This is a genomic window from Nonomuraea composti, assembly GCF_012034275.1.
GTDB classification, from domain to species: Bacteria; Actinomycetota; Actinomycetes; order Streptosporangiales; family Streptosporangiaceae; genus Nonomuraea; species Nonomuraea composti.
The window spans coordinates 52,025-75,179 of record NZ_JAATEP010000019.1; the positions used below are offsets into that span (position 1 = coordinate 52,025).

Consider the following 23,155-nt stretch of genomic DNA (forward strand, 5'->3'; position numbering starts at 1 on the left):
CACCATGCCTGCCCAGCACAACCTTCACCTGCTCCCCCAGACCCGCCAGCTCCGCGCCCTGCACACGGTCGTCCGCGACCGGCACGCCGCGCTCGACACCTTCGTCCTGCACTCCCGCCGCATCATCCGCCTCCTGCTGGAGGCCGGGCTCGACCAGCTCCCCTTCACCGAGCACCACGTGACCACGCCGGTGGGCGCCACCTATCGGGGGCTGCGGCCCACCGCCGACGTCTGCGCCGTGGCCGTCGTCAGGGCCGGGGAGAGCATGGAGGCCGAGTTACGCGACATCCATCCCGGCATCCGCATCGGCAAGATCCTCATCCAGCGGGACAAGCAGACCAAGCTGCCGCACCTGTACTACTCGCACCTGCCGCCCGGCATCGCCGGCAGCCACGTCCTCCTCCTGGAGCCGATGCTGGCCACCGGCGGCTCCGCCAACGCCGCCATCGACGTGCTGCTCAAGGCCGGCGTGCGGGAGGAGCACATCGTCCTGATCGACTTCATCGCCGCGCCCGAGGGCATCCGCGCCGTCACCGAGGCGCACCCGCACGTCAAGATCGTCGTCTCCTCGATCGAGGAGCGGCTGAACGACGACGCCTTCATGATCCCGGGCATCGGGGACTTCGGCGACCGCTACTTCGGCACCACTTCGGCCACCGCCGCCCCTTCCGGCACCGCTCACCCCTCTGGCACCACCGATTCTCCCCGCACCACTGATCACACCCGCACCACTTTCTGCACCACCGATCCAGGAGCATGATGATCACCGTTCCTTCCGCCCGGCCGCCCGGTACCCGCACGCGCGTCGGCGTCGGAGCCTGCCTGCCCGACCTCCTGCTCCAGCAGGCCGAGAACCGGCCCGACGCGGTAGCGGTCACCGGAGCCGGCGGCAGCCTCACCTTCCGCGAGCTCGTCCACGACGCCGGCCGGCTGGCGGCCCGCCTCCAGCGGCTGTCCGCCGGCCCGGACGACTGCGTCGGCCTGTACGCCGATCCCTCGGCCGACCTGATCACCGGCGTCTGGGGGATCCTCATGGCGGGGGCCGCGTACCTGCCGCTGTCCCCCGACTATCCGCCCGACCGGATCCGCTTCATGATCGAGGACAGCCGGGCCGCCGTCGTCGTCACCCAGCCCCATCTCGTACGTGAGGTGTCGGAGCTGGCACCACCGGGCACGCGGATCGTCACCCTGGCCGAGGAGCCGCGCCTCGAAGCGACCGGAGAGCGGCGCCCCGGCGAGGCGGCCTGGGGGCCGGGCTCGCTCGCCTACGTCATCTACACCTCCGGCAGCACGGGACGTCCCAAGGGGGTGCTGATCGAGCACCACAGCATCGCCTCCCAGCTTCGCTGGATGCACACCTGCGGCCACATCGGCCCGCACACCGCGGTGCTGCAGAAGACGCCCGCCAGCTTCGACGCCGCCCAGTGGGAGATCCTGGCGCCCGCGTTCGGCAGCCGGGTCGTCACGGCGCCGGCGGGCGGCCATCGCGACCCGGACGCCCTCATCGACGCCATGGCCGCCCACGAGGTCACCACCCTGCAGTGCGTGCCCACGCTGCTCGAAGCGCTCGTGGACACGGGGCGGCTGGCCCGCTGCGCCGCGCTGACCCGCGTCTTCTCCGGCGGGGAGGCCCTGACCAAGCGGCTGGCCAGGGCCGTGTTCGCGGCGCTGCCGGGCGCGTCGCTGATCAACCTGTACGGGCCCACGGAGTGCACGATCAACGCCACCGCGCACGTCGTCGACCCCTGGCAGGCCGCCGACGGGGCCGGGACGCTGCCGATCGGCGTGCCGGTGGACAACACCCACTGCTTCGTCCTGGACGCCAACCTGGCCCCCGTGGACATCGGCGAGACCGGCGAGCTGTACATCGGCGGCGCCCAGCTCGCCCGGGGCTACCTGAACCGGCCCGAGCAGACCCGCGAGCGGTTCGTCCCCTCGCCGTTCGTCCCGACGCAGCGGCTCTACCGCACCGGCGACCTGGCGTACTGGAACCCCGACGGCACCCTCCAGTTCGCCGGCCGCGCCGACGACCAGGTCAAGTTACGCGGCCACCGGATCGAGCCGGGCGAGGTGGCGCTGGCCGCCGAACGGCACGCCTGGGTGCGGCGGGCCGCGGCGGTCGTCGTCACCGACGAGCGGACCCGCGCCCCGCAGCTCGTCGTGTGCGCGGAGCTGGACCCCCGCGAGGCCGCCCTCATGGACCAGAGCCACCACGCGGCCCATCACCGCTCCAAGGCCGACCGCCTGCAAGTGCGCGCCCAGCTCGCCGGCGCGGGTCTCAGACCGGACCTGTCCGGCCGCCCGGCGGTGCCGCTGCCGCACCGCGACGAGCCCGCCGAGCTGCGGCGCGCGGTCTTCGCCCGCAAGACCTACCGGTTCTACGAGGGCGGACCGGTCACCGACGCGGACCTCCTGGCCCTGCTCGGCCCCGCGCCCGGCGGGACGAACGTCCGCCGCTCCGGCCCTCTCGGGCTCGACGAGCTCGGGCGGATCCTGCGCTGGTTCGGCCAGTTCCGCAGCGAGCAGCGGCTGCTGCCCAAGTACGCCTACGCCTCGCCCGGCGCCCTGTACGCGACCCAGCTCTACGTGGAGGCCGCCGGCGTGACCGGCCTGGCACCGGGCCTGTACTACTACCATCCCGCGGACCACGCCCTGGTCCACGTCGGCGCGGCCCGGCTGCCCGAGGACGGCGGCCTGCGGGTGCACCTGTCCGGCAGGCGGGCGGCGATCGAGCCGATCTACCGGGAGAACCTGCACGAGGTCCTGGAGTTCGAGGCCGGTCACATGGTGGGCGTCTTCGAGGACGTGCTGCCCGCGTACGGGCTGGACATCCGCCCGCTGGACCGGATCGCCTCGGTACGGGAACGGCTCGGCGTCGAGCCGCACGACCACTACGTCGGCACGTTCGAGATCGGCCCCCACGACGGCTCGCCGCGCGCCGGCGGCGTCGAGGTCTTCGTCCAGGCGCATCCCGGCCGCGTGCGCGGCCTGCCGGCGGGCTGGTACCGGCACCGCGACGGCACGCTGGAGCGCGTCTCCGACCAGGTCGTGCAACGCCGGCACGTGGTGGCGATCAACCAGCAGGTGTACGACCGCGCCGCCTTCGGCCTCGCCCTGCTGGCCAGGGACACGCGGCCGTGGCTGGCGTACGTGGTGCTGGGCGCCCGCCTGCACCACCTGCAGCGCAACGCCCTGGGCCTCGGCCTGATGTCGTCGGGCTACAGCTCGAAGAGCGGCCACCCCATGCCCGCGGCCCGGCGCGTGGCGGACATCCTCACGGACGCGAGTACGGGATCAGGGTCGCAGGCGATGTACTTCGTGCTGGGCGGGCGGGTCAGCGCCGAGCAGATCGCCGGTGAGGACATGCGTGAGGACGCCGTGCACATGAAGGGCCCCGCCGAGCTGATCAAGGACGGGCTGTCCCGCCTGCTGCCGGACTACATGCTGCCCAACCGGGTCCTGATCGTGGACACGCTGCCGTTGACGGCGAACGGCAAGGTGGACGCCGCCGCGCTGCGCGCCCTGGCCGCGCCGCGCCCGGCCGCCCCGCACGTGCCACCCGCGACCGCGACCGAGCGGTGGCTGGCCGAGGAGTGGGGCCGGGTGCTGAAGTACGAGGACGTGTCGGCGACGGACGACTTCTTCGCCTGCGGCGGCAACTCGCTGACCGCGGTGGCGCTGATCAACCGGATCAACCGCGAGTTCGGCACAAGCCTGCCCTTCCAGGCGTTGTTCGAGTCGCCCAGGCTGAGGGAGCTGGCGGCCCGCGTGGACGCCGGGCAGGCGGCGCCGTCCTCCCGGCTGGTGCCCCTAGGGCATGCCGAGGACGGCTCGCCGGCGTCCCACGGGCGCGTGGCGCAGGGGCCGCCGGTGTTCTGCTGGCCCGGGCTCGGTGGTTATCCGATGAACCTGCGCGCGCTGGCCCGCCACGCCGCCCCCGGCCGCCCGTTCCACGGTGTCCAGGCGTACGGGCTGAACCCCGGCGAGGAGCCGTACCCGTCGATCCAGGAGATGGCCGCGGCGGACGTGGCCGAGATCAGGCGCGTGCGGCCTCGGGGGCCGTACACGCTGTGGGGGTACTCGTTCGGCGCGCGCGTCGCCTTCGAGGCGGCCAAGCAGCTCGAACGGGCCGGTGAGCGCGTGGACGAGGTCGTGCTGATCTGCCCCGGCAACCCGCGCGTGGCGGCCGGGAGCCGGGAGCGGGCGGCGTCCTACGCCGACCCCGCGTATGTGACGATCCTCTACTCCGTCTTCACCGGCACGGTCGCGGGCCCCGGCCTGGAGCGCTGCCTGGAGCAGGCCAGGGACGAGGAGAGCTTCGTCGCGTTCGTGCACGGCCTGCTGCCCGAGCTGGACCGGCCGCTGATCCGCCGGATCGCCCGGCTGGTGGCCAGGACCTACGCCTTCCCGTACCCGTTCGACGGGCTGGCCGCGCCCGTGACCGTCATCAGGGCCGCCGGCGACGAGCAGCCGCACATCGACGGGAAGGTGTTCGAGCTGGCCGCCGACCACTACGGCGCGCTCAGGGAGCCCGGCGTCGCGGAGCTCGCCCACACCATACGCACGAGCACGAACGCCACCCGCACGAGCACCAAGGAGTCGTGATGCCGCACGTCACCATCCAGCACTTCCCCCTCGACCTGGCCCCGGAGCGGAAGCGGCGCCTGGCCGACGCGCTGACCGCGCTGGTCGTGCAGGAGTTCGGCACCTACGAGGGAGCCGTGTCCATCGCGCTCGAACCGGTGGACCCCGGCGACTGGGCCGCCGCCGTGTACGAGCCGCGCATCGCCGGCCGCCCCGAACAGCTGATCAAGGCGCCGGAGTACCGCCGTTGAGCGGCATCCCGCTGGTGGTCGCGGAGGAGGTGGCGCAGGCGCTGGCCGAGGGCCGGGCGGTGGTCGCGCTGGAGTCGAACGTGATCACGCACGGCCTGCCGTACCCGGACAACGCCGCCACCGCCGTCGAGGTGGAGTCGGCGGTGCGGAAGGGCGGGGCGGTGCCGGCGACGATCGGGGTGGACGGCGGCCGGCTGCTGATCGGCATGGGCGAGGCGGACATCGAGCGGTTCGCCGCGACCCCCGGCATCCCGAAGGCCGGCAACCGGGACCTGCCGGTGGTGCTGGCGCGCGGCGGGCTCGGCGCCACCACCGTGGCCTCCTCGCTGGTGGCGGCCGAGCTGGCGGGCATCCCGTTCTTCGCCTCCGCGGGCATCGGCGGGGTGCACCGGGGCGCGCAGGCGACGATGGACGTCTCCGCCGACCTCATCCAGTTCACCCGTTCCCGGGTGGCGGTCGTCTGCGCCGGGGCGAAGAACATCCTCGATCTCGGGCTGACCCTGGAGTACCTGGAGACGCAGGGGGTGCCGCTGGTGTCGTACCGGTCTGACGACTTCCCCGCCTTCTACTGCGCCTCCAGCGGCCTGCGCAGCCCGCACCGGATCGACGATCCGGACGTCGTCGCCCGCGTCGTCGAGCACCACTGGGCGGCGGGCGGCCGCGGCGTCGTCGTCACCAGCCCGCCCCGCCCGGAGGACGCCGTGGACCCCGAGGTGGCCGAGAGCGCCGTGCGCGCGGCGCTGGCCGCCGCCGAGCGGGACGGCGTCAAAGGCAACGCGATCACGAAGTACCTCATGCGGGCCGTGGACGAGGCCACCGGCGGGCGGACCTCGCGGGCCAACATGGCGGTCCTCGTCAGCACGGCAGAAACCGGCGGCGTGCTCGCCGCCGCGCACGCCCGCCACCGATCCGCTCTCCGATAAGGACGTCTGACATGCCCGTGGAGTTTCTCGGCATCGCCTACACCAACAACGCCTCGGAGACCACGGCCCGTTCCGGGCTCTCCTTCGACAAGGACTACACGCTCAGGCTCGCCCGCGCCCACGAGGACCACGGCTGGGACCGGGTCCTGTTCGCCTACGGCTCGGACACGCCGGTCCCGACGCCGGCGGCGGGCTGGCTGGCGGCGAAGGTGGAGCGGCTGCAGATCCTGCTCGCGCACCGGCCGAACGTGTCCTACCCGACGTACGCGGCCCGCTCGTTCGCGACGCTGGACCACATCGGCGACGGGCGGCTGACCATCCATTTCATCACCGGCGGCAACGACCACGAGCAGCGGCGCGAGGGCGACACGCTGACCAAGGACCAGCGTTACAGCCGGACCAGGGAGTACATCCAGATCGTCAAGAAGGTGTGGACGCGCAGGGAGCCGTTCGACCACGAGGGCGAGCACTACCGCTTCCACGACTACGTCAGCGACATCTTCCCCGTGCAGGACCCGCACCCGGGCGTCTCCTTCGGCGGCTCCTCCCCCGCCGCGTACGCCGCCGGCGGCGCGGAGGCGGACATCTACTGCCTGTGGGGCGAGCCGCTGGCCGACACCGCCCAGCAGATCGAGTCGGTGTGGGCGGCGGCGCGCGCGGCCGGGCGGCGCGACCGGCCGCGCATCCAGGCGGCCTTCCGCCCGATCATCGCCCCGACGGAGGAACTGGCCTGGGAGAAGGCGCACCGCACGGTCGAGGCCATCCGGGTGCGGCGGGCGGTCAGGCAGCCGCCGCGCGGCCATGCGCCGGACGGGCCGGAGAACACCGGCGCGCAGCGGCTGATCGCCATCGCCTCCAGGGGCGAGCGCTTCGACCGGGCCCTGTGGACGCCGACGTCGGCCGCCACGGGCGGCGAGGGCAACTCCAACGCCCTGGTCGGCACCCCGGAGACGGTGGCGAAGGCGCTGCTCGACTACTACGACCTGGGCGTGGACATCATCTCCGCCCGCGGCTACGACCTGCTCGGCGACGCCGTCGACTTCGGCCGGCACGTCATCCCGATCGTCCGGGAGGAGGTGGCCAGGCGCGACCGGGAAGACGCCGAGCGCGGTCCGCACCTGCTGGAGAAGATCACCGCCGGGATCTGAGGTCCGGGCGCCCGCGCTCGGAGGCGTGGACGCCCGGCCCTCCAGGCGTCCACGCTTCGGCTCGGCGGCGCCGGCGGAGGTGGTGCCGTCCCCGAGGACTCAGCGTCGCGGCGCGCGTGACCCGCGTTCAGGACTGGCCGGGAAGGAGGGGCACGCGCAGGCGGGTGCGCAGGTGGCGGCGCAGGGCGCCGAAGCCGGGGCCGTGCGGGGGGCCGCGTCAGGGCCGCGCAGGCCGAGCGCGATGTTGCCGGCGACGCGTTTCCACGGCAGCAGCCGGTGCTCCTGGAACACCACGGCGGCGCGGCCGCCGGTGCGCACCTCGCCGTCCGCGCCGGAGTCGAGACCGGCCAGGACGCGCAGCAGCGTGCTCGTGCCGGAGCCGCCGGCGCCGGAGGGCGAGCATGCCCGCCACGCCCAGGAGCACCCGTGGGGTCATCGGTCGCGCCCGTGCGGCAGGTCCCAGCCGGCGGGCAGGCCCTCGGTCGTCTCGCGGAAGGCGGGCAGCCGGTACAGGTCGCGGGCGTAGGGCCACAGGTGCTCGAAGTCGCGCAGCTCCCGCTCGCTGATCAGATGTCCGCGGTTGTACGTGGCGTCGAAGCGGGCCGGCGTCACCCACAGCCGCACGTCGGCCTCGGTGACCGTGTCGCCGGGTGGACGACGCGGGCGAGCGGGTGTTCTTCACGCTGCCGCGCGACCGGGAGGGCCTGGAAGGCCGCCGTGGTCGGCTCCCCGGCCACGTGGCCGAGCGCCTGGACGGGCTGCCGCAGCAGGAGTTCGCGGGCAGGACCGTGGTGCCCGTCGTCACCGGCGGCGCGCAGGCGCACCGGCCGGCCGAGGAGCTGCGGCCCCGGCTGCGGGCACTGGCCGACGAGGTGAACGCGGCCCCGCTGCGCGCGGTGGCCTGACACCGTTCGCACATCCGGCCACGGCGTTGGCTAGCCGCCGGAAACGCACGGGACCGGCAGGGCGGGGAACGGGTTGTCGGGCAGGAGCAGGACGCGGCGTGCCCGGTCGGGCTGGCCGGCCGCGTCCAGGTGGAGCAGGGCCGACCCGATGCCCGCCGCGCCGACCATGTAGCCGGTGTCCGCGCTCACCTCGCCGGGCCGCACCCGGCGATACGCCTGGTACCAGCGGTAGCCGCGCCCGTCGTGGTCGTCGGCCCTGGCCACCAGGTCGGCGGCGAGCGTGCGGGCGAACTCCAGGCAGGAGGCCCGCCCGGTGACCGCCCACAGCCCCACGAACAGCTCCACCAGGCCGGCCGTGCCGCAGCACTGGCAGGCCGAGTTCCAGTAGCCGGGCGTGCGGCGGGGCGGGGCCGAGCTGTCGACCACGCCGTGCGCCAGCCGCTCCACCCAGTCCAGGTCTTCGAGGTCGCCGCTCACCCGGTGCAGCTCGTAGAACATCCTGGCCACCCCGGCGGCGCCCGAGCAGAACCCGGCGTAGTACAGCTCCCCGGAGCGCGGCACGTGGTGCGGGACCAGGGCGCGGCCGTCGCCCGTCACGCTCACCTCGCGGACGAAGGCGGCTCCGCTGCGGGCGGCGCGCAGGAAGCGTTCGTCGGCGGTCACCCCGTACAGGCGGGCCAGGAGGAAGGCGATGCCGGCCGAGCCGGTCAGGAAGCCGGGGGTGATCGCGTCGGAGGGCAGGCCGTCGAGGCCGCCGTGCCGGTGGCCGGGCACGGGCAGCCCGGCGATGCGCAGGCCGGCGCTGACGGCCGCGGCCTCGTACGCGGGCTCGCCGAAGCGGGCGGCGGCGCGCAGCAGGCCCAGCACGATGCCGCCGTCGCCGCGCTGGGCGGGGTCGAACGTCCAGCCGAAGCCGTCCACGCGGGTGTGCCCGCTCGCCACGATCAGGTCGGCGATCGCCGCCGCCTCCGCGTCGAGCCGGTCGTGGCCGAGCGCCCAGCCGGCCTCCATCAGCGCGATCATGGTGCCGGTCAGCCCGTGGTGCAGCGTCAGGTCGCTCTCCCGCCGCCAGGTGGCGGCCAGCCACCGGGCGCCGCGCCGCGCGTCCTCCAGGTACGCCTCCTGCCCGGTGGCGGCGGCCAGCTCCAGGAAGAACAGCACGATCCCGGCCGCTCCCGAGTACAGGGACCGGGGCCGCGGCGGCAGCGCCGACCTGCCGTGCCGGTCGGGGTTGGCCCGCCAGTGCGTGCCGTGCTCGTCGTCCACGGCGGCGGATCTGATCCAGCGCGCGGTCGAGATGGCGGCCGTCATCGGAGAGTGGGCACGAGCGCTCATGGGGCGGATCTCGTCCAAGCTCATGACGAGACTCTGGCACATCCAGGGGGAGATTGCAGGGTTTTCCGATTATTTCCATAGGTTTTGTTGGGAACCTTTGACCGGCAGGCGGGCGAGCGGGACGTGGTGCTGGCCCGCGTGCATGTCCCGGTCGCGCAGCGAGCCCTGGGCGAGGGGCCGCGGGAAGGAGATCTTCACGACGTTCAGCGACGGGATCCGGAAGATCTGGACCGTGCCCTCCTCGACCCGGTACAGCTCGGCGATCACCCGCTCGTTCAGGAACGACTCGTCCGCGGCGATGCGGTAGCCGGCCGCGTCGCGCATGAACAGCTCCATGGTGACCCAGAACGGGCCCGCGTTCTTGGAGCGCACCTCGTGCGCGAGGTCGGCCAGGGTGATCTCAGGCATCGGCGTGCTCCCCCATCTCGACGCGGAACAGGCTCGCCGGGTCGGCGCAGTCCACGACGTGGTTGAGCGCGAACTCGTACGCCGCGCCGCGCTCGACCTCGGCCGGCGAGAACGGGAACGCCAGGCTCGGCAGGTAGCCCATCGCCGGGGTCGGCAGGTGCAGCATCAGCGGGTTGGCGACCTTGGCGATCGCGGTGGCCGTCGCCTGGTCGGGCGCGTTGACCAGCAGCATCACGCCCACCTCCCGGGGCGGCCCGGTCTCGGGCTCCAGCTCGCCCAGCACCGCGTTGTGGCCGTAGAGGCGCAGGTCGAAGGCGTACTCGTCGTCCGCCAGCCCCAGGGTCTGGCGCACTCGCCGCCTGATCATCGTGCGCATCAGGTCCGCCCAGGCGTCGATGTCGGCGAGGATGAGGGGGTCGCGGATCGCGGTGAACGACAGGGTCTCGTAGCCGGTGACCCGGGCGCCCTCCAGCTTGATCGTGTACTGGCCGGCGGGGTGGAAGCGCGAGCCCTCGACGCGGACGATCCGGTCGTCGAGCGCCACGTAGCGCGCGTCCCGGACGTCGAGGGTGCCGGCGGGCTCGCGCATCTCGAACGGGTTCGCGCTCTCGTAGAGCATGTGGGCGGCCACCGTGATCGGCGTGCAGGACACGGCCGGGTCGAGCGGCTCGATGGTGAAGCCGCCGGCGTCGATGGTGGCGAGCACGCCGCCCGCGCGCGGGTCCGTGGTGCACTGGCCGCCGCACTCGACGATCTTGGCGGCGTGCCACGCCGGTCCGGCGGGCATGCCCTTCATGAGCGGGTAGGCGGCGGCCACGGCCGTGTCGGTGGCCCGGCCGGCGAGCACGACCTGGGCGCCGGCGCGCAGTGCCGCGACGATCGGCTCGTGGCCCATCGCGCCGACGATGTGGGTGCAGCTCTCGAGCGTCTCGGCCCGCAGCGGCCCCATCGGCGGCAGCGGATGGATCCGGCCCGCGTCCAGGTGCTCCTTCAGCTCCGCCGCGCTCTGCTCGCTGTAGACGCGCGCGACCTTCAGGCTCAGGCCCTCCCGCGCCATCACCTCGGCGGCGATCCCGGCGACCCAGTCGACGCCGCTGTCGGTGCCGCTCGTGCCGCAGGAGCCCACGATCACGGGTATGCCCGCGCCGGCGGCGGCCGTCAGCAGGCTGCGCAGGTCGCGGGCCACCGCCTCGGCCGTCGTCTTGGGGGTCGAGGAGCCGAGGTAGTACGGGCCGGAGTCGGTGGACCCGGCGTCGATGCTGATGACGTCGGCGCCCAGCGCGATGCCGCGCTCGATCGTCGCGTGGTCCCAGCCGGCGCCGAGCATGCCGCTCGGCGCCAGGACCCGGACCTGCTTGACGGGTTCGCTGCCCATGTCCTTCTTTCTCTCTGTGTCATCGGTCTCTCTGTGTCATCGGTTCAGGGGGAGCCGTGCCCGGCTTCCGAGCGCCGCCGCAGGGCGCTGACGCGCGCGACCACCAGCACGGCGACGGCCGCGAGGATCGAGACGTGGATGAGCATCAGTGACCAGCTCGTCAGGTCGACCATGCCGCCGACCACGGCCGGGCCGAGGAAGCCGCCGCCGACCCAGCCGACGGTGTAGAGCCCGGTGTAGGTACCGACGACCCCGCCGGACGGGGCGAGGTTCCACAGGACGACGACGGCGTTCACGAGGAACGCGGACGCGCCCGCCGCCGCGACGCACAGGCCGAGCATGACACCGGTGGGCGTGTGCACCACGGTGCCGAGCACCAGCCCGGCGGCGAACACCGTCATCCCGGCCATCATCACGCGCAGCCGGCCGAAGCGCTCGGCGAGCACCGCCACCGGGTAGGCGGCCACGATGAAGGCGACCCCGCTGGGCAGGGTCAGCCCGCCCGCGTCGCCGCGCGACAGGCCCAGCGCCTCCATGCCGTACGGGGTGATGAGCGCCCGGGAGGCGGCCCAGGCGCCGCCGAAGACGAGGATGGACACGATGAGCAGCAGCCGGCTGCGGTCGGGGTCGCGCACGATGTCGAGCACGACGTCCCGCACCCGGGCCTGCCGGGAGGCGGCGCGGGGCCGCTCGCGGTCCTCCGCGAGCGCGGCCTGGTAGCCCGGCGAGCGGCTGTCGCGCAGCTTCAGGCCGAGCACGGCCGCAGAGGCCACCATCAGGGCCGCGGGGATCGCGAACGACGCCGCGGGGAAGTCGTCGATCAGGAAGATGCTGATGAGCGCCGCGACCATCACCGTGAGGCTCGACGCGATCTTGACCACCGCGTTGGCCCGGCTCCGCCGCTGCGGCGGGATGAAGTCGGGCAGCAGGGACTCGGCGATGGGCTTGAAGGAGTTCGCGGTCAGCGCGTAGGCGAACATCACCAGGATGAGCGGCGGCAGCGCGGCCGCGGCGTGCGGGATGGCGAGGAACAGCAGCGCCGCCAGCGGCATCCCGACGACGAGGTACGGGATGCGCCTGCCCCACGCGGTCCGGGTGTTGTCCGACCGGTTGCCCATCCACGGCTGGATGAAGATGCCGAGCAGGTTGTCCATCCCCATGAGCAGGCCGACGAGCGCGGCGCTGGTGATGTGCTCGCGCAGCAGGGGCGGCACCTGCGAGTCGTAGAGGTTCCACGTGGATTCCTGGGCGAAGACCGCCAGGGAGATGAAGAAAGTGATCCGCCCTGTTCGCGTGCGCGGGCCGCTCGTCGTCGCCATGGGACGCCCTTCCGACTGCCGGTGTGGCGCGCACCACACTAGTTTTGCTATAGCAAAACCGTCAAGCATCGCAATCCAGCTTTGCCATGGCAGATAGACTGCCGGTATGGCGGACACGACCTTGCAGGGCCTGACGACCAGCACGCTCGCCGACCGCGCGTACCGCGCCATCCGTGACGCGATCACCACGGGAGAGCTGCGTCCCGGCCAGAAGGTCACCGAGCGGGGGCTCGCCGAGCGGCTGTCGGTCAGCCCGACGCCGGTGCGCGAGGCCATCCGGCGCCTGGAGCAGGACGGCCTGCTCGAACGCACGGGCCCGCGCACCGTGCAGGTGGCGACCTTCGGCGACGTCGCCGTCCAGGACCTCGCCGAGGTCGAGGTGGCCCTGCGCGGCATGGTGGCCCGCTTCGCCGCCCGGCGCGCGACCCCGGAGCAGCTCGACCGGCTCGACGCCATCCTCGACGAGGCCGACGACCTGCTGATCCTCATCAAGCAGCGCCACCAGGGCGGGCAGCAGCCGTCGCGGCACCTCGGCCGACTGCTCGACGCCATGCAGCGCTTCAACGAGGTCGTCGAGTCCTGCGCCGGCAACCCCGTCCTCGTGCGGCTGCTCGACCAGACCCGCGTGTTCTCCTGGCCCGAACGCCGGGCCAGGCTGCTCGAACGCATCAGCCACGACGCCGAGTTCGGCCTGCACCGCTACACCAGCCATCGCGCGCTGGTGCGGGCGTTGCGGGCGGGCGACTCGGCGGCGGCGGAGGCGCTCGTCATCGACGACGCCCGCGGCGGGCTCGGCGACCTCCTGGCCGCCCCCGCGGCGAAGGCTTCCGTCGCCTCCCCCTGAAGACCTTCGACGCACCGCCAGGAAACCAGACGCGGCAAGCTTTTCGCCGGCCACCGAGCCCCGCACCTCTCTGCCCGGCCTCCCCCACCTCGCCACCTGGTGGTCCTGCCGCTCGGCGTCCTGGCGGTCATGGCGACGGTGACGTGCGGCGAGCCGAGGTCACGCGGCGTACGCAGGTACGCGGTTCAGGCGGGGTACGCCGGTACGCGCATCACCCGCCCTGGGCCGGCACCTCCACCGACAGCCGGAAGCGGCCGTCGCGGGCACCGGCCTCGAACGAGCCGGAGGCGGCTTCGGCCCGCTCGGCCACCCCGGCGAGCCCTGAACCCCGCTGCGAGCCGTGGCCGGTCTCGCCGCGCACACCGTCGTTGACGATCTCCAGCCGCACTCTCCCGCCCTGCTGAGAGAGCGTGAGGGTGCAGGAGCCGGCCTCGCTGTGGCGCAGCAGGTTCGTGGTGCCCTCGCGGACGGCCCAGGCCAGGGCGTTCTGGGCGGGCGCGGGCAGCGGCGGCAGGTCGGCCACGTCCAGCCGGGTGTCCACTCCCGCCGCGCCGAGCAGGGCCGCGGCCCCGTCGATCTCCGCGCGCAGCGACACGGTGTGCTCGTCGCGCGTGATCGCCCGTACGCCGTGCAGCGCGTCGCGGGCCACCCCCGTCAGGCTCTCGATCTCGGCGTGGGCGGCGGCGCTGTCCTTGGCGAGCAACCGCAGCGCCAGGTCGCCCTTGAGGGAGATCGCCGACAGGCTCTGGCCGAGCAGGTCGTGCAGGTCGCGCGAGACCCGGATCCGCTCCGCGCCGACCGCCGTCGCGGCCAGCTCCGTACGGGCCGTTTCCAGCTCGTCCACCAGCCGCACCAGCCGGGCCCCGCCCGCCAGAGCCACGGCGAACAGGGTGGGGACGATCACGGCGTACAGCTCCAGGATGACGATCTGCCAGACGCTGAACCCCGGTGTCGGCAGCGTCGCGACGAGCTGGAGGGCCGCGAAGACCGACAGCTGGGCGGCGGCCGCCACCAGTCGCGGCAGGCCGCGCAGGAGCATCAGCGTCGAGGCCATGGTGAGGGTGCTGATGCTGACCCAGTTCAGGCCCAGCGCCCAGACCGGGGCATAGGTGAGCAGCAGCACCGCCGTGAGGCTCCAACGCCATCCCGCGGGCCGCTCGCCCCGGGCGTCGGCCAGGCTGTGCCGCAGTTGGAGCGCGAGGATCACGGCGGCGAGCAGGATCGCGGGCAGCGGGCCGGTGGGCGGCGAGCCGTCGGCGCCAAGGCTGGTGTAGACGGGCGCCTGGGCGGCCAGCGGCACGTGCAAGGCGATCAGGAGCCGTCGCGGATGCCGCAGCACCCATCGCGGCGGGATCGAGGCCGTCACGCCCGCACCTCTCGCGACGTGATCGAGGCGATCACGCACCGCACCTCACGCGACGCGATCGAGGCGACCACACCCCGCACCTCACGCGACGCGATCGAGGCCGTCATGGCCGTACCTCGATCGTCTCGGTGGTGTCGCCGGCACGCACGACGAGTCGCACCCGGCCGTTCAGGGTGGTCGCCGTGATCGTGCAGGTGCCGGCGGGTGTGGCGCGCAGGAGGCGGGTGAGCGTCGCGCGCAGGGCGCCTCGTGAGCTCGGGGCGATGGTGTCGGGGACGCCGCCGCGTGGCAGGTCCAGGCGGGTGACGATGCCGGCCGCGGTCAGCAGGCTGGCGGCGGTCTCCAGTTCGGCGCGCAGCGATGGCTGACGGTAGCCGCGCACCCGCCGCCTGGCCTCGGCCAGCGTGCGCCGGGACTCGTCGGCGAGCCCGGTCAGATCCTCCGCCGCGGCGGCCGGCTCACGCTCGGCGACCTTGCTCGCCGCCCGGTCGCCGCGCGCCGCGATCGACTCCAGCGCGCCGCCGAGGCTGTGGCGCAGGTCGTCGTCGATCCTGCGCCGCTCCTGCATGACGGCCCGCTGGGCCAGCGCCTCCCTGGCCGCCTGCAACCGGGTCAGTGCGGCGGCCAGCCACGTGAGCAGCAGCAACGCCGCGCTGCCGCCCAGCACCGAGAACGTCAGCCACGGCGCGGCCGCCCACGACAGCCCGAGCGCGTGGGCCACCGGCGCCGTCGCGCCCACCACCGCCACGTATCCCAGGTACGACCATGGCGCGGGCAGGACCAGCAGGAACGACACCACCAGGGCCGTGTACGCCCGCGGCCACATGTTCCCGGCCAGCGGGGTGGCCCCGAGGACGACCACGGTCATCGCCGCCAGCGACCAGCCGCCGAGGGGTGGCCGGTGCGCCCGGGCGGCGTACCGGACGTGGCGCAGGTGCAGCGGCAGGTAGGCCGCGGTCGCCGCGAGGCTCCACAGGCCGGTGCCGACGCCGTTGCCCACGTAGCTGAACGCCAGCCCGACCTGGACCAGCGGCAGCAGGGCGCTGCAGGCGACCGCGCCGGCCGGAGCCAGCCGGACGAGGCGCTCGGACCTCCACAGCTCCGCCACTCCCCCACCCGCCTGTCGTCGTTGCCCGGGTGACCAGAGTAGAGGCCGCGTCCGGGTGCGGGACGCGACCCGGGTCGAGGTCGCGGCCGGGCGGACATTCCGATGACCTGGAGCGCGCGCCACGAGCCCGCGCGAGACCGGCGGCGGCCCTCACGCGGAGGGCCGACGTTTCCAGGTTTGCTGATGTGTCCGGCAGGGCCGCAGGCGCGCCCGTAGGCTCCCCGCGCAAACGATCTGACCGTACATCTGGAGACATGTTGCACGCCTGGCATGGAGCGCTCGCCGTGACCCTCGGAGCCGTCCTCACCCTGCACGGCACACCGGCGCCCGTTACAGCGCAGAGGGCCGCCGCGGCCGGGTGCGCCGCGTTCGTCGTCGGCCAGCCGGAGGTGGCCGTGTCCGACGCCACCCGGGACCGGCTCGGCCTCGACGGCTGGCCCGACGGCCCGTTCGGCGTCACCGCCCTGGGCGGGGGCACGTACTACTTCCACATCGCGGCGGCGTTCGGCGGCAGCGTCGCCTCGCGCCCGCAGCGCAATGTGACCGTCAAGGGCACGCTGGCCGACCCGGTACGGGACGGCGTCGCCTTCTCCACCCAGCTCCAGGGCGTGCCCACCGGTTACATCTGGGCCGGCGGCGGCGCGGTCTACCGTGATCCCGGCACCGGGATCGTCCTGCAGACCCTCCACCTGGAGCGGCGCGTCGCCGGCGACCAGTTCTACGCCGAGCTCCACCTGGGCCGCCTGAACCCGGCCACCGGCGTGACCACGTACCTCGGCAAGGTGGTGCAGCCGGACATCCCGATCGACCGGGCCACCTGGAACGCCGACCTGGGGATCCCGCAGCTCACCGTGGTGGAGGGCGGTGACGGGGTCGCGTACCTGCACCTGTACTTCGCCGACCACCGCCTGGCCGACGGGCAGCAGGTGCCGGCCGGCCTGTCGGTGGCCCGCGCGCCCCTCAAGGACGTGGTCGCGGCCGCCCAGCAGGGCACGGTGGTGCCGTGGCACAAGTACAGCGGCGGCGGCAGGTGGGACGAGCCGGCCTGGGGCGGCTCGTCGGCCGACATCAACCCGGGCCGGCCCATGGCGTGGGGCCCGCAGGTGGTCCGTAGCAAGGCGATGAACGCGTACGTCATGGCCGCCGGCGTCTCGGAGCGCGAGATCGTCCTGTCCACGTCCGGCGACGGCCTGGACGGCTGGTCGGAGCGTTTCCCGGTGGCGCGCGACCCGGGCTACTTCAACGCGTACGTGACGCCCGTCGGCAACGGCCCCGACCCCGCCGACCTGGGCACCGACTTCTCCCTGTACTACCTGCAGTGGCCCAGCCTGCAGCCGAACTGGGACAACGCCCGCGTCATGCGCCGCAAGGTGACCTGCGCGGACGGCGAGACGCCGGTGCGCAAGCCGTTCACCCGGTACGTCAAGGACCACCGCCACCTCGTCACCACCGGCACGCCGCCCGCCGGCTACACCCGGGAGGGCAACTGGACGCTGTGGTCGGCCCCGCAGCCCGGCACCCGCGCCCTGTACAACTGCCGGGCGGGCGCCAATGACTACTTCATCTCCGTGGACCCCGGTTGCGAGGGCAAGCAGACCACGATCGTGCAGACGGAGGGCTGGATCCACGAGACGCGCCCGTCGAGCGCGTACGTGCCGCTCTACCGCTGCCACATCCCCGGCTTCGGCGACCATTTCGTGTCGGCGGCGCCCACTTGCGAAGGTACGGGCGTCACCAACGAGGGCCTGCTCGGCTACGCCCCGCCGGCGGCCTGACCCCGGGCTCTGGGCCGGCGCGCGGAGCGTGCGGCGGACGGCGTCGCGCAGCCGGCGGTGCGCTCCGTCGGCGGCCTGGCGGGGGTGCCAGGCCCTGCCGATGGTCAGGGGCGGCAGCGGCAGGGGGATGTCGAGGAGGCGCAGCCCGAGGTCGGTGGCGGTGTGGGTGAGAGGTGACTCGGGCTCGCCGGGGGGCGCGGCGGGCACGAGGCAGACGACGTCGCTGCGGGCCGCCGGCGCCATCGCCGCCAGGTGGCTGGGCAGGACGGCGGTGACGCGGCGGTAGAGGTTCCGCTCGGCCAGGGCGGCGTCGAGGGGCCGGTGAAGCGGTCGCGCCGGCTGACCACGACGTGTTCGGCGGCGGCGAGCCGGGCCGCGTCCAGCGGCCGGCCGGCGAGGGGGTGTCCGGGGCGGACGGCGGCCGTCATCCCGAGCGTGACCAGCTCTTCGACCTGGGTCTCCGGGTCGACGTGGTCGATGGAGCCGACCTCCAGGTCGATCCGGCCGTCGCGGAGGGCGGGGCTGGCCTCCCCTTCCTCGGCGAGGAGCCGGAACGAGACGCCGGGCGCCTCCTGCCCGGCCAGGCGCAGCAGCCCGGGGGCGAGCGCCGTGCCGGCCAGGTCGGCGGCCTGGAGGGTGCGGCGGAGGCGGGCGAGGGTGCGGCTCATGGCGGCCGGTGAGGTGGGTAGCCGGGCCGCGGCGCGGGTGACGCTCTGCTCGGTCAGCGGGGCGTCGAGGGCGACGGCGAGATTCGCGTCGAGGGCCGCGTGGGGGCTGTCCACCAGCATCATTCCATTTCGAGCAACAATCCCTTCGTCATCACTGCCCCCACCGGGAACATCGGCCGTCACCTGCTCACCCGGCTCACCGGCTCACCGGCTCACCCGGCTCCTCGGCTCCGGCGAGAAGCTGCGCGTTATCGTGCGCGACCCCGCGCGGCTGCCGGACGCGGCACGCGGGCGCGTCGAGGTGGTCACCGGCTCGCACGGCGACGCCGCGGTGGTCGAGCGGGCCTTCGAGGGCGCGGACGCCGTCTTCTGGCTCGTCCCCCCGGACGCGTCCCTGACGCCGGAGCAGGCCTGGGCCGGCTTCACCCGCCCCGCCGCGAAGGCGCTGGCCGCCCAGCCGGGCACCGGCCAGGGGCGGGGCCGGCGCGTGGCCCGCAGCCGGGCGCGCAGCTCGTCCAGCTCCGCGTCGCTGACCGTGATGACGGGTGTGGTGCTCGGCATGGGCTCTCCTCGGTGTGCCGGGTTCAACGGGCCTCGGGGACGCCGCTGCCTTCGTAGGAGCCGAGGCCCTCGACCAGGCCGAGGAGCCCGGGGTGGTCGGCGCTGCTCAAGGAGATCCGGCTCGGACTCGACGTGCCGTGGGTCGGCACGCCGCACCGCGAGGCCGGCCCGCGTACCGCCGCGAACGCCGACCCGTACGAGCTGCTCGACAGGTTCCGGCCGGCCCGGTTCAAGGCGTCCGGGGTCATCTTCGAGCGCGCCATGGCGCGCGGCGAGCTGCCCGCCGGCGCCCTTCAGGAGAAGTCGAGGGCCGTGCCGTACAGGCGGGACACCTTGATCTTGATGATCACGCGCTCCTCGCGGGCCTGCTGCTCCAGGAAGGCGGCCGGATCCGGCTGCTCGCCCGCGAAGGCCAGCAGCTCGTCCGGATCGGCGGACACTTCGGCCTCGCCCTCGGCGACGGCGAAGGACCAGACGTCGGGGCCCTGCACGTGCAGGGAGACGTGCGGGTCGTTACGCACCTGGCGCGCCTTGAGCCGGCCGGCCGTCGTGGAGATCCTGATGATCCGGCCGGCCGGGTCCCATCGGTACAGGACCGTGGACATGGCGGGGTGGCCGCTGCGCTTGACCGTCGCCAGCACGCCGAACTGCTGGCCGTCGAGCAGCTTCACCAGCTCCTCGTCGGTGAGTGCGCGAGGGGCGGGCCCCGACTGGTTCTCGTCCATGTCCTCTTCCTCATCATCCGGAGACGGAGTGCGATCTCTCAAACAAGGACCTTAGCGGATAGTTCCGTTGCAGACAACTTCCGTGGTGATGCGGCGTTTTCGATCACCGATCGGCGCCGGCCGGGGCGGCAGCCGCCTTCCCGTCGCGCTCGCGAAATCGGCGCCATCCGGCGAGTGAGACGGTGGTTGTTGAAATCACCGCGGCTGAGGACAATCGATGAGCAAGCGCTTGGGAGCGCTCCCATGCTCCAGGAACGACTCGTCACCGATCGAGCCCCGGAGGAATCGTGCGCCATCGTCTCGCCCGCGTCTCACTGATCGCAGCCCTCGCCCTCGGCCTCACCGGACTGGGCGGCGCCCTCGTCTCCACACCCGCGTCCGCCGACACCCAGCTCACCCTGATCGGCTCCCACCTCCAGTACGAGAGCTGCCGGATCACCGGCGAGCTGGGTCAGCGCGCCGGCTGGTGGACTGTCTGGTGGTGCAGCTACGTCGATTACAGCACGCCCGCCGGCTACGAGCTCTGGGCGTACAAGGTCGTCTGACCGGCCCTCGTTCACGGAAGGGCGCCCTGCCGAACGGGCGCCCTTCGCCCCGCCGGGAAATGCGCGTCAGCAGAGACCGATGTACCAGGCGTTATCGGCGGTCTGGCGTTCCGCGATGTACTTGTCCTCCCACGGGTCCACGCACGTGTATTGGTTGGGCCCGGAGATGTTGTCTATCTCGATAAAGATTCTGGTGTCGCCGCAGTGGTAATAGCGCAGATCCGCGCCCCACGCCTCACCCGTGAGGTAAGCGCCGCACCGTGCACCGACGGGTGCCGAAAGGACGCCCACGTCCCCTGACGTCTGCGCGGTCGCGGCCGTGGCAGGGGTGAGTGAGGCGGCGAGCATTCCGCCGGCAAGAAGCAATCCACCCAAGGCGCGTCTGAAAGTAAGCACAGTTATCTCCTTGACCGCAGTATCGATGGGCTCTTCTGAGCCGAAAGGCCCGAGGCCGACCCCGCAATGGGGGTCCTGCGCCCTCCTTAAGCGTTCGGGATTCCCTTTCACGGCCGGGCCCGCCTCCATAAGAAGATCAGCACGCGGCCCTTTACGCAATAGGGTGAACCTGAATGGGCGGCACCGCCCGCACCGTCAATCACGCCGGCACAGGGACCACGAAGCACATGGAGGTGCAGCGATGGACACATCCGCGTACTTATCAGCAGTTGTCGAGCAGACGAACATTCTCGCCGATTGGCTGCACGACAGGGACGCGACGGCCCCGGTGCCGACCTGCCCGGAGTGGACGCTGGCCGACCTGGTCGACCATGTCGGCGGTACCCAGCGGATGGTGGCGATGCTCGTGGGCGAGCAGCTGGCCGAGCCGAGCAAGGCGTTCGCCGCCTACGTCCCGGCTCCGACCGATTCGAGCCAGTGGCGCGCCTGGCTGACCGACGGCGCGGCCGAGGCGAAACAGGCGTTCGCCTCGGTCACGGACGACACACCGGTGTGGGATCCGTCGGGCGCCGCCGCGGGCGTGCCGTTCTGGTCGCGTCGCCTGTTCGGCGAGGCTTGCGTGCACCGCGCCGACGCGGCGGCGGCGCTCGGCCTGCCGTACGAGCTGGCGCCGGAGCTCGCCGTCGCGGCGCTCGAGGACTGGCTGGACACCCTGACGTCCCGCGGCTACTGGGAGAACCGGCCCGGCTTCGCCGACGCGATGCGCGGGAACGGCCAGACCCTGCACTTCCACGCCACCGACGCACCGGGCGAGTGGGTGGCGCGCCGGGAGCCGGACATGGTCGTCCTGGAGCACGGGCACACCAAGGCGGACGTCGCGGTACGCGGCCCGGCCACCGACCTTCTGCTCGTGATCAGCAGACGCCGCCCGCTGGACGCGACGCCCACCCTTGACGTGCACGGAGATCGGGCCCTGTTCGTGCACTGGATCGAGCACATGGACTGGGTCACCGGCGACTGACGCGGACGAGGGAGCATCGACATGAGCGAGCCAGGCATGGACGGACGCCTCGAAAAAGCCAAGCTGTCCTACGAACGGGCCGTCTTCGCCGGCGACATCGGCGAGCTGGCGGCGGCGGAACAGGACCTCGACCAGGTCGAAGCCGACCTCGCTCTGGCCCGCGGACGTATCCTGCACGCGCGCTTCCTGCACGACCGGCGCGAGGACCCGCGCGAGTTGCCCCTGTTCGAGCGGGCGACCGATCTGTACCGGACGCTGGGCGACGCGGCCGGCGAGGCGGAGTCAGTGTTCTGGCAGGGCTGCTACCACCAGGTCGTACGCGACGATCCCGGCCGCGCCGTCCCCCTGCTGCGGCAGTCGTACGACCTGGCGACGGCGGCCGGCAACCGCCACACCCAATCGGAGGCCCTGCGGCACCTGGGAATCGCCGACCACGCGGCGGGCCGCCTGGACGCCGCCCGCGAGCACCTGGAGACCTCGGCCCGCCTGCGCCGCGAGATCGGGCTCCTGGCCGGGGCCGCCGCCGACCAGGTGGGCCTGATCTACATCGCCACTGCCCAGGGCCGCTTGGACGACGCGCTGGCCCTGGCCGAAGAGGCGTACGCCACCGCCGAGGCGTGCGGGGCCCGCCGCATCATGCGGCAGGTCGAGGAGGCCCGCGACCAGATCAGGCCGCCGGCCGGGGATCACGGGACGGGCTCGGAAGGAACGGCCGTGCTCACCGAGGAGTGACCCGGCGGCGCTGGGCCGCGAGCTGCCGCCCGTCCTGCGCGAGGAGCTGTTCGCCGCGTTCAGACGCACGTCCAGCGATACATCCCGCGGCTGAGCCGCACCGCCTCGCGGGCCAGGTCCCGCAAGGCGGTGATGCGCTCCACCTCGTACGGGTGCAGCAGCTCGTCCTCGGCGTACTCGCGCACCCGCTCGTCCGGCACGGCGGCGAGCGCGGCGACCGTCTCCGGCATCACCCGGTCCACGCCCGACGCCTCACACCCCCATGGCCGAACACCTTATCGAGACGATCCCCGTGCCCGGCGGTTCGCCGTCGTCCGCGATCAACCGGCGCGCTGGGCGAGGCACAGGACGCTCAGGTAGCGGCGGGCCACCCGGTCGCCCATGCGCGTGCGGACGCGTTCGGCGACGGCGTCGAGCAGGGGCTCGCGGACGCCGGGGTCGAGGGCGCGGTACAGCGAGGTCGTGCGGAGGAGGTCGGCCAAGCCGGCTCCGTCGAGCCACTGGACGGTCGGGTAGCGGCGCACGAGCGGCGGGCCGAACAGGTCGCCGGGCGCGTGCCAGCCCTGGTCGGTGGTGCGGGCGTCGTCCTCCAGCGGCGGGTGGCCCCAGCCGGGGTTGCCCGGGCTGAAGCGCTCGTGGAGGTCGGCGGTCTCGGCGTACATCTCGGGTTCGCCGGGCCGGCGGACGACGACGTGGCTGAGCAGCGCCGTCCAGCCGCCGGGGCGGAGGACGGCGTGCGCCCGCCGCCAGCCGATCTCCGGGTCGACCCAGTGCCATGAGGACGCCGCCACGAGGAGGTCGAAGCGCCGGCCGTGGTCGTCCCATTCCTCGAACGTGGATCTCTCGATGGTGACGTCGCCGGTGAGCCGCCGGGACGCGAGGGCGGCCAGCTCCGAGCCCGGCTCGATCGCGGTCACCGCGCAGCCGAGCGCCGCCAGCGAGCGGGTCGCCTGGCCGGTGCCGCAGCCCACCTCCAGCACCGGCGACCTCTCCCCCACCCCGGTGATGGCGGCGAGGTCGGCGAACAGCGCGTCGGGGTATCCGGGGCGGGCCCGGTCATACAGGTCGGGCACCTCGTTGAACACCCGGCCGAGGTCACGTCGGCCGGGGCGCGTCTGCGGGTCATCTGCCACGACCGACCACGCTACGGTGTGCGGCGCCGTAAA

25 protein-coding genes and 1 pseudogene are annotated in these 23,155 nt (G+C 73.4%); 12 read left to right on the forward strand and 14 right to left on the reverse strand.

Features of this window, described 5'->3' with window-relative positions; all coding sequences use genetic code 11:
* The first annotated feature begins 4 nt into the window (after nt 1–4).
* Genes upp through HCN51_RS25910 form a run of 5 tightly spaced genes read left to right on the forward strand, consistent with a single transcriptional unit; the run spans nt 5 to nt 6,906 of the window.
* A complete protein-coding gene (upp, locus tag HCN51_RS25890) occupies nt 5–760 on the forward strand; it encodes a uracil phosphoribosyltransferase (protein ID WP_168012442.1) in 756 nt (251 codons plus the stop codon).
* The gene (locus tag HCN51_RS25895) at nt 757–4,605 is read left to right on the forward strand and encodes an amino acid adenylation domain-containing protein (RefSeq protein WP_206067800.1); all 3,849 of its coding nucleotides are present in this window, start codon (nt 757–759) and stop codon (nt 4,603–4,605) included. The genes upp and HCN51_RS25895 overlap by 4 nt, the downstream gene beginning before the upstream one ends.
* Complete coding sequence (locus tag HCN51_RS25900; protein WP_168012444.1) at nt 4,605–4,835, forward strand: tautomerase family protein; 231 nt, start codon at nt 4,605–4,607, stop codon at nt 4,833–4,835. Before HCN51_RS25895 ends, HCN51_RS25900 begins: the two co-directional genes overlap by 1 nt.
* Nucleotides 4,832–5,758 (forward strand): pseudouridine-5'-phosphate glycosidase, encoded by a 927-nt coding sequence (locus HCN51_RS25905; RefSeq protein WP_168012446.1) that lies wholly within the window; start codon nt 4,832–4,834, stop codon nt 5,756–5,758. The genes HCN51_RS25900 and HCN51_RS25905 overlap by 4 nt, the downstream gene beginning before the upstream one ends.
* A gap of 11 nt (nt 5,759–5,769) precedes the next feature.
* Nucleotides 5,770–6,906: an LLM class flavin-dependent oxidoreductase gene (locus HCN51_RS25910; RefSeq protein ID WP_168012448.1), complete on the forward strand. Its 1,137-nt coding sequence runs from the start codon at nt 5,770–5,772 to the stop codon at nt 6,904–6,906.
* A gap of 99 nt (nt 6,907–7,005) precedes the next feature.
* Here the strand turns inward: HCN51_RS25910 and HCN51_RS62375 are convergent, their stop codons facing one another.
* Entirely contained in the window at nt 7,006–7,224 is a 219-nt protein-coding gene (locus HCN51_RS62375) for a hypothetical protein (RefSeq protein WP_206067802.1), read from the reverse strand.
* A gap of 114 nt (nt 7,225–7,338) precedes the next feature.
* Complete coding sequence (locus HCN51_RS25920; protein ID WP_206067803.1) at nt 7,339–7,530, reverse strand: hypothetical protein; 192 nt, start codon at nt 7,528–7,530, stop codon at nt 7,339–7,341.
* A 26-nt stretch (nt 7,531–7,556) separates the two neighbouring features.
* On the opposite strand from HCN51_RS25920, the gene HCN51_RS25925 reads away from it, so the two are divergent.
* On the forward strand, nt 7,557–7,811 hold the full coding sequence (locus tag HCN51_RS25925) for an NADPH-dependent FMN reductase family protein (RefSeq protein WP_168012450.1): 255 nt from the start codon (nt 7,557–7,559) through the stop codon (nt 7,809–7,811).
* A gap of 30 nt (nt 7,812–7,841) precedes the next feature.
* On the opposite strand, the gene HCN51_RS25930 is transcribed toward HCN51_RS25925, so the two are convergent.
* Genes HCN51_RS25930 through HCN51_RS25945 form a run of 4 tightly spaced genes read right to left on the reverse strand, consistent with a single transcriptional unit; the run spans nt 7,842 to nt 12,248 of the window.
* Nucleotides 7,842–9,170, reverse strand: coding sequence for a lanthionine synthetase LanC family protein (locus HCN51_RS25930; protein WP_240973253.1), 1,329 nt, complete (start codon nt 9,168–9,170; stop codon nt 7,842–7,844).
* 45 nt (nt 9,171–9,215) lie between these two features.
* The gene (locus tag HCN51_RS25935; protein ID WP_168012452.1) at nt 9,216–9,554 is read right to left on the reverse strand and encodes a DUF4387 domain-containing protein; all 339 of its coding nucleotides are present in this window, start codon (nt 9,552–9,554) and stop codon (nt 9,216–9,218) included.
* Nucleotides 9,547–10,929, reverse strand: a complete 1,383-nt coding sequence (locus tag HCN51_RS25940; protein WP_168012454.1) for an acyclic terpene utilization AtuA family protein — start codon at nt 10,927–10,929, stop codon at nt 9,547–9,549. Before HCN51_RS25940 ends, HCN51_RS25935 begins: the two co-directional genes overlap by 8 nt.
* Before the next feature lie 44 nt (nt 10,930–10,973).
* Complete coding sequence (locus HCN51_RS25945; RefSeq protein ID WP_168012456.1) at nt 10,974–12,248, reverse strand: MFS transporter; 1,275 nt, start codon at nt 12,246–12,248, stop codon at nt 10,974–10,976.
* Nucleotides 12,249–12,354: 106 nt separating this feature from the next.
* On the opposite strand from HCN51_RS25945, the gene HCN51_RS25950 reads away from it, so the two are divergent.
* Complete coding sequence (locus HCN51_RS25950; RefSeq protein ID WP_168012458.1) at nt 12,355–13,092, forward strand: GntR family transcriptional regulator; 738 nt, start codon at nt 12,355–12,357, stop codon at nt 13,090–13,092.
* 211 nt (nt 13,093–13,303) lie between these two features.
* On the opposite strand, the gene HCN51_RS25955 is transcribed toward HCN51_RS25950, so the two are convergent.
* Both HCN51_RS25955 and HCN51_RS25960 read right to left on the reverse strand, forming a co-directional pair.
* Nucleotides 13,304–14,458, reverse strand: coding sequence for a histidine kinase (locus HCN51_RS25955; RefSeq protein WP_168012460.1), 1,155 nt, complete (start codon nt 14,456–14,458; stop codon nt 13,304–13,306).
* A gap of 103 nt (nt 14,459–14,561) precedes the next feature.
* Nucleotides 14,562–15,566: a sensor histidine kinase gene (locus HCN51_RS25960; RefSeq protein ID WP_168012462.1), complete on the reverse strand. Its 1,005-nt coding sequence runs from the start codon at nt 15,564–15,566 to the stop codon at nt 14,562–14,564.
* Nucleotides 15,567–15,850: 284 nt separating this feature from the next.
* Here HCN51_RS25960 and HCN51_RS25965 point away from each other — a divergent pair, with 284 nt between their 5' ends.
* Nucleotides 15,851–17,341: a hypothetical protein gene (locus HCN51_RS25965; RefSeq protein ID WP_168012464.1), complete on the forward strand. Its 1,491-nt coding sequence runs from the start codon at nt 15,851–15,853 to the stop codon at nt 17,339–17,341.
* A 104-nt stretch (nt 17,342–17,445) separates the two neighbouring features.
* Here the strand turns inward: HCN51_RS25965 and HCN51_RS25970 are convergent, their stop codons facing one another.
* On the reverse strand, nt 17,446–18,123 hold the full coding sequence (locus tag HCN51_RS25970) for a LysR substrate-binding domain-containing protein (protein ID WP_206067804.1): 678 nt from the start codon (nt 18,121–18,123) through the stop codon (nt 17,446–17,448).
* Between HCN51_RS25970 and HCN51_RS63050 the strand changes: the two are divergent.
* Nucleotides 18,008–18,343 (forward strand): annotated as a pseudogene (locus HCN51_RS63050) (hypothetical protein); the annotation flags it as partial. The gene HCN51_RS25970 and the pseudogene HCN51_RS63050 sit on opposite strands and share 116 nt — an antisense overlap.
* Nucleotides 18,344–18,593: 250 nt before the next feature.
* On the opposite strand, the gene HCN51_RS59745 reads toward HCN51_RS63050, so the two are convergent.
* The gene (locus tag HCN51_RS59745) at nt 18,594–18,833 is read right to left on the reverse strand and encodes a hypothetical protein (protein ID WP_168012466.1); all 240 of its coding nucleotides are present in this window, start codon (nt 18,831–18,833) and stop codon (nt 18,594–18,596) included.
* A 30-nt stretch (nt 18,834–18,863) separates the two neighbouring features.
* The gene (locus tag HCN51_RS25990; protein ID WP_168012468.1) at nt 18,864–19,295 is read right to left on the reverse strand and encodes a pyridoxamine 5'-phosphate oxidase family protein; all 432 of its coding nucleotides are present in this window, start codon (nt 19,293–19,295) and stop codon (nt 18,864–18,866) included.
* Nucleotides 19,296–19,582: 287 nt separating this feature from the next.
* Here HCN51_RS25990 and HCN51_RS25995 point away from each other — a divergent pair, with 287 nt between their 5' ends.
* A complete protein-coding gene (locus HCN51_RS25995; RefSeq protein WP_168012470.1) occupies nt 19,583–19,840 on the forward strand; it encodes a hypothetical protein in 258 nt (85 codons plus the stop codon).
* Nucleotides 19,841–19,906: 66 nt separating this feature from the next.
* Here HCN51_RS25995 and HCN51_RS26000 read toward each other — a convergent pair whose 3' ends face one another.
* Complete coding sequence (locus tag HCN51_RS26000) at nt 19,907–20,236, reverse strand: DUF6355 family natural product biosynthesis protein (protein ID WP_168012472.1); 330 nt, start codon at nt 20,234–20,236, stop codon at nt 19,907–19,909.
* A 241-nt stretch (nt 20,237–20,477) separates the two neighbouring features.
* On the opposite strand from HCN51_RS26000, the gene HCN51_RS26005 reads away from it, so the two are divergent.
* Both HCN51_RS26005 and HCN51_RS26010 read left to right on the forward strand, forming a co-directional pair.
* Nucleotides 20,478–21,257 carry a maleylpyruvate isomerase family mycothiol-dependent enzyme gene (locus HCN51_RS26005; RefSeq protein ID WP_168012474.1) on the forward strand — a complete coding sequence of 260 codons (780 nt, stop codon included), beginning with the start codon at nt 20,478–20,480 and terminating at the stop codon, nt 21,255–21,257.
* Between the two features lie 21 nt (nt 21,258–21,278).
* The gene (locus HCN51_RS26010; RefSeq protein WP_206067806.1) at nt 21,279–21,989 is read left to right on the forward strand and encodes a tetratricopeptide repeat protein; all 711 of its coding nucleotides are present in this window, start codon (nt 21,279–21,281) and stop codon (nt 21,987–21,989) included.
* 59 nt (nt 21,990–22,048) lie between these two features.
* On the opposite strand, the gene HCN51_RS26015 is transcribed toward HCN51_RS26010, so the two are convergent.
* Together HCN51_RS26015 and HCN51_RS26020 are read right to left on the reverse strand one after the other, a co-directional pair.
* Entirely contained in the window at nt 22,049–22,231 is a 183-nt protein-coding gene (locus tag HCN51_RS26015; protein ID WP_168012476.1) for a hypothetical protein, read from the reverse strand.
* 78 nt (nt 22,232–22,309) lie between these two features.
* Entirely contained in the window at nt 22,310–23,122 is an 813-nt protein-coding gene (locus HCN51_RS26020; protein ID WP_206067807.1) for a methyltransferase domain-containing protein, read from the reverse strand.
* Nucleotides 23,123–23,155: the final 33 nt, after the last annotated feature.